Source organism: Streptomyces viridochromogenes DSM 40736 (assembly GCF_000158955.1).
Lineage (GTDB): Bacteria > Actinomycetota > Actinomycetes > Streptomycetales > Streptomycetaceae > Streptomyces > Streptomyces venetus.
The window spans coordinates 3,361,437-3,375,250 of the sequence record NZ_GG657757.1; the positions used below are offsets into that span (position 1 = coordinate 3,361,437).

Genomic DNA, 13,814 nt, shown 5'->3' on the forward strand with positions numbered 1-13,814 from the left:
TCCACATCTATCAGACGAGCGCAACCCCCACCGCCGCTCCCACGGGACCCACCCCTTTCGAGCACCGATGTGCTACTCACCGTGCCGCTTCGGCGGATCCCCCTGCGAAAAAACTTCCGGGAAGGCGCGTAATGCCGGCGCCCCCGCCCGCTCTCTCCCCCTGACAAGCCCTCACGGGCAGCCATCAGGAGAAGGGAACACCGCCATGCACACCGTGGTGGAGCGGGAACTGGAGCTGAAACTCGTCCTGTCGCCGGAGCGCCGGGTCCCGGTGCCCGCCCGGCTCGGGTACGTCACCGACGATCCGTACGCCGTGCACGTCACCTTCCACATCGACTCCGAGCACCCGGTGCACTGGACGTTCGCCCGGGAGGTGCTGGTGGAGGGGGTGTTCCGGCCCTGCGGGCAGGGGGACGTGCGGGTCTGGCCGACGAGGACCGAGGGCCGGGGCGTGGTGCTGATGGCGCTGAGTTCACCCGACGGGGACGCCCTGCTGGAGGCCCCGGCGGGGGCGGTGTCGGCCTGGCTGGAGCGCACGCTGCGGGTGGTCCCCCCGGGGACGGAGGGCGAGCGGCTCGGTCTCGACGACGAGCTGGACCAGTTGCTCGCCCAGTGAGCGCGCCGCTGTCAGAACAGCTTGCCCGGGTTCAGGATGTCCAGCGGGTCGAAGGCCTGCTTCACGGCCCGCTGCATCTCCAGCCCCACGGGGCCGATCTCGCGCGCCAGCCACTCCTTCTTCAGGACGCCGACGCCGTGCTCGCCGGTGATGGTGCCGCCGAGTTCCAGGCCGAGGGCCATGATCTCGTCGAAGGAGTCGCGGGCGCGCAGGGACTCGTCGGGGTCCGCCGGGTCGAAGCACACCGTCGGATGGGTGTTGCCGTCCCCCGCGTGGGCGACGACCCCGATGGTGAGCCGGTACTTGTCGGCGATCCGGTCGACCCCTGCGAGCATCTCGGCGAGCCGGGAGCGGGGCACGCACACGTCGTCGATCATCGTCACGCCCTTGACCTTCTCCAGCGCGGTGAGCGACAGCCGCCGGGCCTGGAGGAGCAGTTCGGACTCGGCGGCGTCGTCGGCCGGTACCACCTGGGTGGCCCCGGCGGCCTCGCACAGCGCGCCGACGGCGGCGAGGTCGGCGGCCGGGTCGGTGCTGTCGAACGCGGCGAGCAGCAGCGCCTCGGTGCTCTCCGGGAGGCCCATCTGCGCCAGGTCGTTGACGGCCTTGACCGTCGTACGGTCCATGAGTTCGAGGAGTGACGGGACGTGGCCGCCCTCCATGACGCGGCACACGGCGTCGCAGGCGGCGGCCCCGGAGGCGAACTCGGCGGCCAGCACCAGCTGCTGGGGCGGCTTGGGACGCAGACCGAGCACGGCCCGTACGACGATGCCGAGCGAGCCCTCGGAGCCGACGAACAGGCGGGTCAGGTCGTACCCGGCGACGCCCTTGGCGGTGCGGCGGCCGGTGGACATGAGACGGCCGTCGGCCAGCACCACGTCCAGCCCGAGGACGTATTCGGCGGTCACCCCGTACTTCACGCAGCACAGGCCGCCCGAGGCGGTGCCGATGTTGCCGCCGATGGTGCACATCTCCCAGCTGGAGGGGTCCGGCGGGTAGTACAGGCCGTGTTCGCCGACGGCCCGGGAGAGGGCGGCGTTGATCACGCCGGGCTCGACGACGGCGATGCGGTCGACCGGGCTGATCTCCAGGATCCGGTCCATCTTCGTCAGGGAGAGCACGACGCAGCCCTCGGAGGCGTTCGCCGCGCCGGACAGGCCGGTGCGGGCGCCCTGCGGGACGACCGGGACGCGCAGGGCGGTGGCGGTGCGCATCACGTGCTGGACCTGTTCGACCGTGCGGGGCAGCACGACGACGGCCGGGGTGCCGGCCGGGCAGAAGCTCGCCATGTCGTTGGCGTAGGAGGCGGTGACGTCCGGGTCGGTGAGGACCGCCTCGGCGGGAAGGCCGCTGAGCAGGAGGTCGATCAGGCTGCCGGTCGTTTCGGTGTCCTCGGAGCTGCGCGCTTCGATACGGCTCATGATCACAGGTTCGCACCCGGGGCCATCGGTGTGAACCCCGTCGGCGGCACCCTTCGTCTGCCCGGGTGTGGTCGTCGTACTGACGCACAGTGAGCGTCATGGAGAACCAGCAGGAGGGCCCGGACCGGCAGGTGCTCTGGCGTTCACGGCCGCGCTTTCGCGGGTCGCGGGTGGTGCTCGCCGCCGTCGCGGGGTGCGCCGTGCTCGGCGGGGTGCTGGTGCTGGTGCTGCCGGGGGAACGACGGCCCGAGCCGCCCGCTCCGCCGTCGCCGGGGGCGGTGGCCATGGCGGCGGTCACCACCGGGCTGCCGGCCGCGCTGCCCGACCTGGCTGAGCTGATCGACGAGCGGGAGAAGCGGCTGCGCAAGCACCCGGGGGACGCCCGGTCCTGGGCGGTGCTCGGGACGGCCTATGTGGAACGGGGGCGGCGGCTGGCTGACCCGGCGTACTACCCGCGCGCGGAGAAGGCGCTGCGTACGTCGCTCAGGGCGCGGCCGAAGCGGAACACGGAGGCCGTGGCCGGGCTGGCCGCGCTGGCCAACGCGCGCCGGGACTTTTCCGCCGCGCGCCGGTGGGGCGAGGCGGCGCTGAAGCTGGAGCCGCGGAAGTGGACGACGTACCCCCTGCTCATCGACGCCTACACCGGGCTCGGCGAGCACGAGTCGGCCGAACGGATGCTGGACCGGCTGACGGAGCTGCGCTCGGGACCGGCCGTGCTGGCCCGGGCGGCGGCCGTCTACCGGGACCGCGGCCGGCCTGAGGACGCCGCGGCCTCGCTGGCGGACGCGGCCGCGGGCGCGCGGACCCCGGCCGAACGGGCCGCCTACCTGGAGCGGGCCGGGCAGCTGGCCTGGGAACGCGGGGACCTCCAGGACGCGCTGCGGCACTTCCAGGAGGCGGTGCGCCTCGACCCCGACCAGCGGGCCGCGCAGGCCGGGCAGGGCCGGGCGCTGGCGGCCCTGGGCCGGACGTCGGAGGCGCTGAACGCCTACCGGGTGGCCCTCGCCAAGCAGCCGTGCCCCCGGTACGCCCTGGAGCTGGGCGAGTTGTACGAGTCGCTGGGGATGCCGGAGGCCGCCCTGGTCCAGTACGACCTGCTGCGCGAGCGGGTGCGGCGCGCTGTCGCGGGCGGGGCCGACGAGGAGCTGGTGCTGGGACAGTTCGAGGCGGACCACGGCGATCCGCGGGCCGCGGTACGGCGGTTGCGCGCGGAGTGGCGCCGGCAGCCCGGGACGGAGGTGGCCGACGCGCTGGGCTGGGCGCTGCACCGGGCCGGGAAGCACGAGGAGGCGCTGCGGTTCGCGGTGCGGGCGACGGACGAGGAGCACAGTGGCGGGGTGCGCAGCGCGGTGTACACGTATCACCGCGGCATGATCGAGCGGGAGCTGGAGCGGTACGGGTCGGCCCGGCGGCACCTCGCGGAGGCGCTGCGGATCAACCCGCACTTCTCGCCCCTGTACGTGCCGGCGGCTCGGGCGGCGACGGAGGCGCTGGGGGAGCCGCCGGACGTGGGGGTGCCGGAGATGGACGAGGACTGAACGACGGGGCCCGGAGGGACGGGAGCCGGAGGGACGGGGCCCGGAGGGACGGGGCCCGGAGGGACGGGGCCCGGAGGGACGGGAGCCGGAGGGACGGGAGCCGGAGGGACGAGGGCCGGAGGGACGAGGGCCGGAGGGACGGGAGCCGGAGGGACGAGGGCCGGAGGGACGAGGGCCGGAGGGACGGGGGCGTGCGGGTGCCCCGTGACACCCGCACGCCCCGGGCCGGCGATCGGGCTACAGATTGCCGCGGCGGGCCTGCTCGCGCTCGATCGCCTCGAAGAGGGCCTTGAAGTTGCCCTTGCCGAAGCCCATCGAGCCGTGCCGCTCGATGATCTCGAAGAAGACGGTCGGACGGTCCTGGACCGGCTTGGTGAAGATCTGCAGCAGGTAGCCGTCCTCGTCACGGTCGGCGAGGATCTTCAGCTCGCGCAGGGTGTCGATCGGGACGCGGGTCTCGCCGACCCACTCCCCCAGGGTGTCGTAGTACGAGTCCGGCGTGTTCAGGAACTCGACGCCGGCCGCCCGCATCGTACGGACCGTCTGGACGATGTCGTTGGTGTTGAGGGCGATGTGCTGCACGCCCGCGCCGCCGTAGAACTCCAGGTACTCGTCGATCTGGGACTTCTTCTTGGCGATGGCCGGCTCGTTGATCGGGAACTTGACCTTGAGCGTGCCGTCGGCGACGACCTTCGACATCAGCGCGCTGTACTCGGTGGCGATGTCGTCGCCCACGAACTCCTTCATGTTCGTGAAGCCCATCACCTTGTTGTAGAAGCCGACCCATTCGTTCATGCGGCCGAGTTCGACGTTGCCGACGCAGTGGTCGATCGCCTGGAAGGTGCGCTGCGCGGGCGGCTCGACCATCGGCTTGGCCGCGACGAAGCCCGGCAGGTACGGGCCGTCGTAGCCGGAGCGCTCGACGAGGGTGTGGCGGGTCTCGCCGTAGGTGGCGATGGCGGCCAGGACGACCGTGCCGTGCTCGTCCTTCAGCTCGTAGGGCTCGGTGACCGAGCGGGCGCCGTGTTCCAGGGCGTAGGCGTGGGCGGCGCGCGCGTCCGGCACCTCGATGGCGAGGTCGACGACGCCGTCGCCGTGCTCGGCCACGTGCTGCGCGAGGAAGTGGCCCCAGTCGGTGGAGGGCTTGATGACCGAGGTGAGGACGAAGCGGGCGGAGCCGTTCTCCAGGACGTACGCAGCGGTCTCGCGGCTGCCGTTCTCCGGTCCGGAGTAGGCGACCAGCTTCATGCCGAAGGCGGTGGAGTAGTAGTGCGCCGCCTGCTTGGCGTTGCCCACGGCGAAGACGACCGCGTCCATTCCCTTGACCGGGAAGGGGTCGGCCTGCCGGGCGGTGTCGGGAGTGTGGTGTGTGGTCTGCGTCATAGCCGCAGGGTCTCCCCGCTCGGCAAGGTGCGCAATAGTTTGCGTTTCTGCTGGGCAATCTGTTCAGCAGTACGGCCGTATCACCGGCCCTTCTGTACAGGATGACCACCCCTGGGAGGCTGCTGTGGCGATCGATCATCTGGACGGCCGGATCATCCTGCTGCTGGCCCGGGAGCCGCGGATCGGGGTGCTGGAGATGTCGCGGCGGCTGGGAGTGGCCCGTGGCACGGCGCAGGCGCGGCTCGACCGGCTTCAGTCGAACGGAGTCATCCGCGGCTTCGGCCCCGAGGTGGACCCGGCGGCGCTCGGCTACCCGGTCACGGCATTCGCGACGCTCCAGATCCGGCAGGGCCAAGGCGCCGACGTACGGGCCCACTTGGCGACCGTGCCGGAGGTGCTGGAGCTGCACACCACCACGGGCAGCGGGGACATGCTGTGCCGTCTCGTGGCCCGCTCGAACGCCGATCTCCAGCGTGTGATCGACCGGGTCGTCGGTTTTGATGGCATCGTCCGGGCCTCCACGGCGATCGTCATGGAGAACCCCGTTCCGCTGCGGATCATCCCGCTCGTGGAGCAGGCCGCGGAGGAGACCTGACGTCTTGGGGTGAGCGCGTGTGAACTTCTGGCAGTACCTGGAGAACCGGCACCAGCAGCTGCTCACGGACGCCTACCAGCACGCGAGCGTGGTCTTCCAGTGCATGGTCGTGGCGACCCTGCTCGGGGTGCTGATCGGCGTGGTCACCTACCGCAGCGAGTGGGCCGGGAACCTCGCCACCACGACCACCGCCACCATCCTGACCGTCCCGGCGCTCGCCCTGATCGGTCTGCTCATCCCGGTCGTGGGGCTGGGCGTGCCGCCCACGGTCATCGCGCTGACGCTGTACGGGCTGCTGCCGGTGGTGCGCAACGCGATCGTCGGGCTGCGCGGGGTCGACCCGTCGCTGGTGGACGCGGCCGACGGCATCGGCATGTCCCGCCCGGTCCGGCTGCTGCGGGTCGAGCTGCCGCTGGCCTGGCCGCCGATCCTGACCGGGATCCGGGTCGCCACCCAGATGCTGATGGGCATCGCGGCCATCGCGGCGTACGCCTCGGGGCCCGGCCTCGGCAACATCATCTTCCGCGGCCTCGCCTCGCTGGGCAGCGCCAACGCGCTCAACCAGGTCCTCGCGGGCACGCTCGGCATCGTCGTCCTGGCGCTGCTGTTCGACGCCGCGTACGTCCTGATCGGACGGCTGACCATCTCCAGGGGGATCCGTGCCTGAGACCGGCGATCACGGTGCCTCCATCGAACTGGAGAGCCTGACCAAGCGGTTCCCCGGCAGTGCGCAGCCGGCCGTGGACAACGTCAGCATGGAGATCAAGGCGGGCGAGGTCGTCGTCTTCGTCGGCCCGTCCGGCTGTGGCAAGTCGACCACGCTCAAGATGATCAACAGGTTGATCGAGCCGACCGGCGGGCGCATCGGGATCGGTGGCGAGGACGTCACCGACATGGACCCGGTCGAGCTGCGCCGGAGGGTCGGCTACGCGATCCAGGCCGCCGGGCTCTTCCCGCACATGACGGTCGCGCAGAACATCGCGCTCGTACCGAAGATGATCGGCTGGCCGAAGGCCCGGATCAGGGAGCGGACCGAGGAGCTGCTCGACCTCGTCGGTCTCGACCCCGGCGAGTTCCACGGCCGCTACCCGCGCCAGCTCTCCGGCGGTCAGCAGCAGCGCGTGGGCGTGGCACGGGCCCTCGCCGCCGATCCGCCGGTGCTGCTGATGGACGAGCCGTTCGGGGCGGTGGACCCGATCACCCGTGACCACCTCCAGGACGAGCTGATCCGCCTCCAGCACGAGCTGCACAAGACGATCGTCTTCGTCACGCACGACTTCGACGAGGCGATCAAGATCGGGGACCGGATCGCGGTGCTGCGCGAGCGGTCCCACATCGCCCAGTTCGACACCCCGGAGGCCATCCTCACCAACCCGGCCGACGACTTCGTCTCCGGGTTCGTGGGCGCGGGCGCGGCGCTGAAGCGGCTGAACCTGACCCGCGTCCGGGACGTGGGGATCACCGACTATCCGACCGCCATGATCGACGACCCGTTGCAGCAGATCTTCAACCGGCTGCGGGCCGGCGGCACCAACGAGGTCCTGCTGCTCGACCGGCGCCGCCGCCCCTACAAGTGGCTGCGGCGGGGCGACCTGATGCGGGCCCGGGGGTCGCTGGCCCGGGCGGGGACGCCGGTGCACGACACGGTGACCCGGGACGCGACCCTGCGGGACGCGCTGGAGGCGGTGCTCACCGACAACACCGGGCGGGTGGCGGTGACCGGGCGGCACGGCGAGTACACGGGCGTCGTCGACATGCAGACGCTCATGAGCTCCGTGCACGACCTGCTGGAGGCCGACCGCCTCGACGCGCTGGAGCACCAGCACGAGCTGGAGGAGCTGCGGGCGGCGCAGACGCACGCGGAGCAGGAGGGTGACCAGGGCGTCACCGGCGCCGGCGGCGCCGTAGGGGCGCGGTGACCGCTCCCGAGGCGGAGCGGGCCGCCCCCGAGCCGGCCGCCCCCGAGCCGGTCGTCACCGAGCAGGCCGTCCCCGAGCCGGCCGCGCGGGCGCCCCGGACCGCGCCCGTGCCTCGCATCAGCCGGCAGAAGCTGACCCTGCTGCCCGTCGCCCTGGCGGCGGTGCTGCTCGCCACCTGGCTCTGGTTCCGGCAGGCCGACCTGGACGCGCTCACGCGGAACGCCCTGTCCGGCGGCCAGGTCTCCAAGGCGTTGTGGCAGCACATCCAACTGACCGCGATCTCCACGTTCTTCGTGCTGATCATCGCGATCCCGCTGGGCATCCTGCTCACGCGCGAGACGTTCCGCAAAGCCACCCCGGTGGCGATGGCGTTCGCCAACACGGGCCAGGCGACCCCGGCGATCGGCCTCCTGGCACTCCTCGTCATCTGGCTGGGCATCGGCCGCAGAGCCGCCCTGATCGGCATGATCATCTACGCCATCCTGCCGGTGCTGTCGAACACGATCACCGGCCTGAAGGCGAACGACCCGACCCTGCTGGAGGCGGGGCGGGGCATCGGCATGTCCCCGATGGGCGTGCTGACCCGGGTCGAACTCCCGCTCGCCGTCCCCCTGATCCTCGCGGGCGTGCGCACGGCCCTCGTCCTGAACGTCGGTACGGCGACCCTGGCGGTCTTCGGCGGGGGCGGCGGCCTCGGCGTGCTGATCACGACCGGGATCACCAACCAGCGGATGCCGGTGCTGGTACTGGGCTCGGTCCTCACGGTCGCCCTCGCGCTGCTGGTCGACTGGCTGGCCTCGCTCGCGGAGCTGCTGCTGCGGCCACGGGGGCTGCAGCCGTGAGGGGGCGTCCGGTGCTGGTCGCTCTGTCGTTGCTGGCGGCGGCTTCCGGCTGCGGTCTGACCAGCGGCTCCCCCGTGAGCGACGATGTGCAGCCGGGCTCGATCGGCCGGGGCGAACCGCTGAAGGGCGCGCATCTGACGGTGACGTCGAAGTCCTTCACCGAGCAGCTGATCCTCGGCTCGATCATGGGCATCGCGTTCGAGGCGGCCGGTGCGGACGTGATCGACCGCACCGGCATCCAGGGCTCCATCGGCAGCCGGGAAGCCGTCCGGAAGGGCGACGCCGACGCCGGGTACGAGTACACGGGCACGGCCTGGATCACGTACCTCGGGCACAGCAAGCCCGTCGTCGATCCGCGCGAGCAGTGGGAGGCGGTGCGCGAGGAGGACGCGGCGAACGGCCTGACCTGGCTGCCGCCATCGTCCCTCGACAACACGTACGCCCTGGCGATGAACCAGGAGAACGCGAAGAAGTACGGCACGAAGACCATGTCGGAGGTGGCGAAGCTGGCGAAGTCCGACCCGGGGGCCGTGCGGCTGTGCGTGGAGGTCGAGTTCGCGAACCGGGCCGACGGGTTGCCGGGCATGCAGAAGGCGTACGGGATGGATCTGCCGGCGCGGAACATCACGTCGATGAACACGGGGATCATCTACACCCAGACCGCGAAGGGCCGCTGCACGTACGGGGAGGTGTTCACGACCGACGGGCGCATCAAGTCGATGAACCTGGTGGTGATGGACGACGACAAGAAGTTCTTCCCCAACTACAACGCGGCGCCGATGATCCACACGAAGACGCTGAAGGAGTGGCCGGCCATCGCCGATGTCCTGAATCCGGTGACGGCGAGGCTGAACAACACGCTGGCGCAGGAGCTCAACGCGAAGGTGGATGTGGAGGGAGAGGATCCGCATCAGGTGGCGTTGGACTGGATGGTGAGGGAGGGGTTTGTCAGGGAGGGGTGACTTGCAAAGAAACCCTTGCAAGGATTCCTTTGCAAGGATAGCTTTGCATCATGCCCGAATCCCAGAACCCACAGGTGCGGCAGCTCGATGCCCGATCCCTGCGCGGGCTCGCGCACCCCCTGCGGATGCAGTTGCTGGACGCCCTGCGCTTCGGCGGCCCGGCCACCGCCTCGCAACTGGCCGCCAAGCTGGGCGAGTCCAGCGGCGCGACCAGCTACCACCTGCGCCAACTCGCGGAGTACGGCTTCGTCGAGGACGCCCCCGAGCGGGGGAAGGGGCGGGAGCGGTGGTGGAAGGCCATCCATCACGGCCTCCGCTTCGACGACGCCCTGCTCACCGACTCCGACCCGGCCGTACGCGGGGCAGCGGACCTCTATCTGCACGAGATCGCCACCACGCAGACCAGGGACCTGTCGACCTGGCTGGGCAACCGCGGCTCATGGCCCGAGGAGTGGAGCCGCGCCTGGGACATGAGCAGCGCGACGCTGCGACTGACGCCCGAACTGACGCAGGAACTCGTCGAGAAGATGCACGCGCTCGTCGAGAGCTACCGCGACCGCGCGGCCTCCAGGGACACCCCCGGCGCCGAGCAGGTCCGCTTCCACACCCACGCCTTCCCGATCAGGACGGACTGAGATGCACCCCGACATCCACCTCGCCCTGCACCACGCCCGCGCCGCCGAACTCCGCGCCGAGACCGAACCTCGCCCGGTGGGCCGCCCCGCCCTCCGTACGCGCCTCGGCTGGATCCTCGTAGAGGTCGGCCTGAAGCTCGCCACCCCGCCCGGTCCGGCTGCCACCGCCCACTAACAGCGGGGCACGGACCCCTTCCCCGTCTCCAGGGCCACCAGCGAACTCACCGCGCTCTTCAGGTTGGTCACCGGAACCAGCCGCAGCCCCTTCGGCAGCTCGGCGCGCGCGTCGGTGCACTCCGCCTTCGGGACGAGGAACACCGTCGCGCCGTCCCGCCTGGCGGCCTGGGTCTTGAGGGCGACGCCGCCCACCGCGCCGACCTTGCCGTCGGCTTCGATCGTTCCGGTGCCGGCGATGACCCGGCCCCCCGTGAGATCACCGCCCGTGCCGTCGCCGTCGAGCTTGTCGACGATGCCGAGGGAGAAGAGCAGCCCGGCACTGGGCCCGCCCACGTCGGCGAGCTTCAGGCTGACCTTGACGTCCTTGCCGTCGAGACCGAGATAGCCGAGCGCGGCCTGCGTCGCCGCGTTCTGCGACTCCTTCATCTGCGCCTCGTTGTGCCGCTCGATCTCCTTGACGCTGTCCCCGCTGGGGTAGAGGGCGTCGCGCGGCATGACGGCCTCGTCGCTGCGGAACCAGCTGTCGACGACGTCGGGGAACGAGACGCGGGTGTCCGGTGAGGTCGCCACGATGGTCGTCATCCGCAGCTGCCCCCGGGTGCCCCTGGTCGGCGCACCGGAGATGGTGATCACCGGCGCCCCCTTGTGCTCGCCGAGCACGTTCGCCGTCTCCCCCGGCTGCGCCACCGAGAACGGCAACGGCGCGAACACCGCCGTGGCGATCAGGGCCACTACGGGCAGGGCGCAGACGGCGAGGGCCTGGGGACGCGTGAGGCGAGAGAACACGGGATCAATCTAACGCGGAGGTCGGACCCGTTCCGGTCCAGGTCTCCTGGGGCTCCGGCCGGGAGCTCGGAGGACGTCAGCTCAACGCCTCCGCGACCTCCCGTGCCGCCTCGACGACCCGCTCCCCCACCCGCTCCGGCACCACGTCCGCCAGCATCACCACACCCACGCTGCCCTCGACGCCGGTCACCCCCAGCAACGGGGCCGCCGCCCCGCAGGCCCCGGCCTCCAACTCCCCGTGCGTCAGGGTGTAGCCCGGGTCCGCCATCGGGTGCTGCCGGGCCGCGAGTATCGCCTTGCCGGCGGCGCCCCGGTCCAGCGGGTGCCGGAACCCGGCCCGGTAGGCGACGTGGTAGTCCGTCCAGGTCGGCTCCACCACGGCCACGGCCAGCGCGTCCGCCCCGTCCACCAGCGTCAGGTGCGCCGTCGCGCCGATGTCCTCGGCGAGCGACCGCAGCGCCGGCATCGCGGCCTCCCGCACCAGGGGGTGGACCTGCCGGCCCAGACGCAGCACCCCGAGCCCGACCCGGGCACGTCCGCCCAGGTCACGGCGTATGAGCGCGTGCTGTTCCAGTGTGGCGAGCAACCGGTACACGACGGTCCGGTTCACGCCCAGCCGGAGGGAGAGCTCGGTCACGGTCAGCCCGTGGTCCGTGTCGGCGAGCAGCTTGAGGACCCGCAGTCCCCGGTCGAGCGTCTGAGAGGTCTCCGCGGTCACGACGCCCACTCCTTAGTGGTGAGGTCGGCGGCCCTCTGGCGGCGGATGCGTCACCGAGTCCCGTCGGCAACGCGCTTCAGAGGCCGCCGATCGGCCGGCGGCCCGGCCTGTCCGGACCGCGTCGCTTCACGGCTGCGCTCCGCGGCGGCGCTGCCACGGGGCGTGTGCGTAGCCGGACAGTAGCGAAGGGGGTTCGCTGAGCGGAAGGCTCCGTCCAGAATCCGGGCACGCGGAGGGGCGTACTGCTGGAATTTGCGGCGGTATGAGCGCCCCCCCCCCCAACACACACAGGGACGCGGGGCCCTGCCGATGTGCGGCTCCGCCGCGTGGGCGCGATCAACCACCGACAACCCGCGGACGACACAACAAGCGCGTCACTTCATCCGGGTCGCCCACTCCTGCACCTTGGCGATGCGCTGCCGCAACTGCCCCGCCGTGGCTTCCGCCGCCGGAGGCCCCCCGCACACGCGCCGCAGCTCCGTGTGGATCACCCCGTGCGGCTTGCCGCTCTGGTGGACGTACGCGCCGACCATCGTGTTGAGCTGCCGGCGCAGCTCCATCATCTCCTTGTGGGAGACCACCGGTCGCCGCTCGGCGGGCACTTCGAGCAGGTCGGCCTCCGCGTCCGGCTTCTTGCGGCTGTGCGAGATCTGCTTGGCCTGCCGCTTCTGCAGCAGCAACTGGACCTGGTCGGGCTCCAGGAGACCGGGAATGCCGAGGTAGTCCTGCTCCTCTTCACTCCCCGGGTGGGCCTGCATGCCGAACTCGGCGCCGTTGTACATGACCCGGTCGAAGACGGCCTCGGACTCCAGCGCCTCGAAGGAGAACTGCTCCTGCTCGCCGGTGTCCTCGTCCTGCTCCCGGTTCGCCTCCTCCATCTCCTTCTCGGATTCGGCGTACGGGTCCTCCTCGCCCTCCTTCTTGGGCTTGTCGAGGACGTGGTCGCGCTCGCGCTCCATCTCGTTGGCGAAGGAGAGCAGGTCGGGCACGGTCGGCAGGAACACGGAGGCCGTCTCGCCGCGCCGCCGGGACCGTACGAAACGTCCGACGGCCTGGGCGAAGAAGAGGGGGGTCGAGATGGTGGTGGCGTAGACGCCGACCGCGAGGCGCGGCACGTCGACGCCCTCGGACACCATCCGCACCGCGACCATCCACCGGTCGTTGTTCCCGCTGAACTCGTCGATCCGCTCGGAGGCCCCGGAGTCGTCCGACAGCACGAGGGTCGCCTTGTCGCCGGTGATCTCCCGGATGAGCTTGGCGTACGCGCGCGCCGAGTCCTGGTCGGAGGCGATGACGAGCGCACCGGCGTCCGGGATGGCCTTCCGCACCTCGGTCAGCCGCTGGTCGGCGGCGCGCAGCACGGACGGCATCCACTCACCGCGCGGATCGAGGGCGGTCCGCCAGGCCTGGCTGATGGCGTCCTTGGTCATGGGCTCGCCGAGCCGGGCGGCGATCTCGTCACCGGCCTTGGTGCGCCAGCGCATGTTGCCGCTGTAGGAGAGGAAGATGACGGGCCGCACGACGTTGTCGGCGAGCGCGTTGCCGTAGCCGTAGGTGTAGTCGGCGGCGGACCGCCGGATGCCGTCCTGCCCCTCCTCGTACGTCACGAAGGGGATGGGGTTGGTGTCGGACCGGAAGGGCGTACCGGTCAGGGCCAGCCGCCGGGTGGCCGGTTCGAACGCCTCCAGGCAGGCCTCGCCCCAGGACTTGCTGTCACCGGCGTGGTGGATCTCGTCGAGGATGACGAGCGTCTTGCGCTGCTCGACGCGGTTCCGGTGCAGCATGGGCCGGACACCGACACCCGCGTACGTCACGGCGACCCCGTGGTACTCCCGGCCGAGCGGCCCGGCGCTGTACTCCGGGTCGAGCTTGATGCCGATCCGGGCCGCGGCCTCGGCCCACTGCTTCTTGAGGTGCTCGGTCGGGGCCACCACCGTCACCTGCTGGACGACGTGGTGGTGCAGCATCCAGGAGGCGAGGGTCAGCGCGAAGGTCGTCTTGCCGGCGCCCGGGGTGGCGACCGCCAGGAAGTCCCGCGGCTGCTCCTGGATGTACTTGTCCATCGCACCCTGCTGCCAGGCGCGCAGCTTGCTGGCGGTACCCCACGGGGCGCGGCCGGGGAACGCCGGGGACAGATGGTGCGAGGCAGAGCTTGTGCCGGCGGTGGTAGTCACGGTCTCCGTTGGGGGTCGGGCGGCTCGTTCGAGGGAGCCTGACGGCTC

General features: G+C 71.4%; 14 protein-coding genes. 9 read left to right on the forward strand and 5 right to left on the reverse strand.

Annotated features, from left to right (window positions below; all coding sequences use genetic code 11):
• The first annotated feature begins 205 nt into the window (after nucleotides 1-205).
• The gene (locus tag SSQG_RS14710; RefSeq protein WP_003990566.1) at nucleotides 206-616 is read left to right on the forward strand and encodes an SsgA family sporulation/cell division regulator; all 411 of its coding nucleotides are present in this window, start codon (nucleotides 206-208) and stop codon (nucleotides 614-616) included.
• An 11-nt stretch (nucleotides 617-627) separates the two neighbouring features.
• Here the strand turns inward: SSQG_RS14710 and SSQG_RS14715 are convergent, their stop codons facing one another.
• On the reverse strand, nucleotides 628-2,043 hold the full coding sequence (locus SSQG_RS14715; RefSeq protein WP_039932744.1) for an FAD-binding oxidoreductase: 1,416 nt from the start codon (nucleotides 2,041-2,043) through the stop codon (nucleotides 628-630).
• A 92-nt stretch (nucleotides 2,044-2,135) separates the two neighbouring features.
• Between SSQG_RS14715 and SSQG_RS14720 the strand changes: the two genes are divergently transcribed.
• A complete protein-coding gene (locus SSQG_RS14720; RefSeq protein ID WP_039932747.1) occupies nucleotides 2,136-3,575 on the forward strand; it encodes a tetratricopeptide repeat protein in 1,440 nt (479 codons plus the stop codon).
• Between the two features lie 237 nt (nucleotides 3,576-3,812).
• On the opposite strand, the gene hppD is transcribed toward SSQG_RS14720, so the two are convergent.
• The gene (gene hppD, locus SSQG_RS14725) at nucleotides 3,813-4,958 is read right to left on the reverse strand and encodes a 4-hydroxyphenylpyruvate dioxygenase (RefSeq protein WP_003990569.1); all 1,146 of its coding nucleotides are present in this window, start codon (nucleotides 4,956-4,958) and stop codon (nucleotides 3,813-3,815) included.
• A 124-nt stretch (nucleotides 4,959-5,082) separates the two neighbouring features.
• On the opposite strand from hppD, the gene SSQG_RS14730 reads away from it, so the two are divergent.
• The 7 genes from SSQG_RS14730 to SSQG_RS41805 are packed head-to-tail and all read left to right on the forward strand — an operon-like array spanning nucleotide 5,083 to nucleotide 10,086.
• Entirely contained in the window at nucleotides 5,083-5,553 is a 471-nt protein-coding gene (locus tag SSQG_RS14730) for an Lrp/AsnC family transcriptional regulator (protein WP_003990570.1), read from the forward strand.
• 19 nt (nucleotides 5,554-5,572) lie between these two features.
• Complete coding sequence (locus SSQG_RS14735) at nucleotides 5,573-6,220, forward strand: ABC transporter permease (RefSeq protein WP_003990571.1); 648 nt, start codon at nucleotides 5,573-5,575, stop codon at nucleotides 6,218-6,220.
• Nucleotides 6,213-7,472 (forward strand): betaine/proline/choline family ABC transporter ATP-binding protein, encoded by a 1,260-nt coding sequence (locus tag SSQG_RS14740; protein ID WP_003990572.1) that lies wholly within the window; start codon nucleotides 6,213-6,215, stop codon nucleotides 7,470-7,472. Before SSQG_RS14735 ends, SSQG_RS14740 begins: the two co-directional genes overlap by 8 nt.
• Nucleotides 7,469-8,314 (forward strand): ABC transporter permease, encoded by an 846-nt coding sequence (locus SSQG_RS14745; RefSeq protein WP_003990573.1) that lies wholly within the window; start codon nucleotides 7,469-7,471, stop codon nucleotides 8,312-8,314. The genes SSQG_RS14740 and SSQG_RS14745 overlap by 4 nt, the downstream gene beginning before the upstream one ends.
• On the forward strand, nucleotides 8,311-9,276 hold the full coding sequence (locus tag SSQG_RS14750; RefSeq protein WP_003990574.1) for a glycine betaine ABC transporter substrate-binding protein: 966 nt from the start codon (nucleotides 8,311-8,313) through the stop codon (nucleotides 9,274-9,276). The genes SSQG_RS14745 and SSQG_RS14750 overlap by 4 nt, the downstream gene beginning before the upstream one ends.
• A 50-nt stretch (nucleotides 9,277-9,326) precedes the next feature.
• Nucleotides 9,327-9,911, forward strand: coding sequence for an ArsR/SmtB family transcription factor (locus SSQG_RS14755; RefSeq protein WP_003990575.1), 585 nt, complete (start codon nucleotides 9,327-9,329; stop codon nucleotides 9,909-9,911).
• A 1-nt stretch (nucleotide 9,912) separates the two neighbouring features.
• On the forward strand, nucleotides 9,913-10,086 hold the full coding sequence (locus SSQG_RS41805; RefSeq protein WP_003990576.1) for a hypothetical protein: 174 nt from the start codon (nucleotides 9,913-9,915) through the stop codon (nucleotides 10,084-10,086).
• Here SSQG_RS41805 and SSQG_RS14760 read toward each other — a convergent pair.
• The 3 genes from SSQG_RS14760 to SSQG_RS14770 form a co-directional block, all read right to left on the reverse strand.
• Complete coding sequence (locus tag SSQG_RS14760; RefSeq protein ID WP_003990577.1) at nucleotides 10,083-10,874, reverse strand: S16 family serine protease; 792 nt, start codon at nucleotides 10,872-10,874, stop codon at nucleotides 10,083-10,085. The genes SSQG_RS41805 and SSQG_RS14760 overlap by 4 nt on opposite strands.
• 76 nt (nucleotides 10,875-10,950) lie before the next feature.
• On the reverse strand, nucleotides 10,951-11,592 hold the full coding sequence (locus SSQG_RS14765; RefSeq protein ID WP_003990578.1) for an IclR family transcriptional regulator: 642 nt from the start codon (nucleotides 11,590-11,592) through the stop codon (nucleotides 10,951-10,953).
• Nucleotides 11,593-11,966: 374 nt separating this feature from the next.
• Complete coding sequence (locus SSQG_RS14770; protein WP_003990579.1) at nucleotides 11,967-13,766, reverse strand: DEAD/DEAH box helicase; 1,800 nt, start codon at nucleotides 13,764-13,766, stop codon at nucleotides 11,967-11,969.
• Between the last annotated feature and the right edge of the window lie 48 nt (nucleotides 13,767-13,814).

Coding starts and splice junctions, on each gene's coding strand:
- SSQG_RS14710 (WP_003990566.1), top strand. CDS start 206: ATGCACACCGTGGTGGAGCGGGAACTGGAGCTGAAACTCGTCCTGTCG.
- SSQG_RS14720 (WP_039932747.1), top strand. CDS start 2,136: ATGGAGAACCAGCAGGAGGGCCCGGACCGGCAGGTGCTCTGGCGTTCA.
- hppD (WP_003990569.1), bottom strand. CDS start 4,958: ATGACGCAGACCACACACCACACTCCCGACACCGCCCGGCAGGCCGAC.
- SSQG_RS14755 (WP_003990575.1), top strand. CDS start 9,327: ATGCCCGAATCCCAGAACCCACAGGTGCGGCAGCTCGATGCCCGATCC.
- SSQG_RS41805 (WP_003990576.1), top strand. CDS start 9,913: ATGCACCCCGACATCCACCTCGCCCTGCACCACGCCCGCGCCGCCGAA.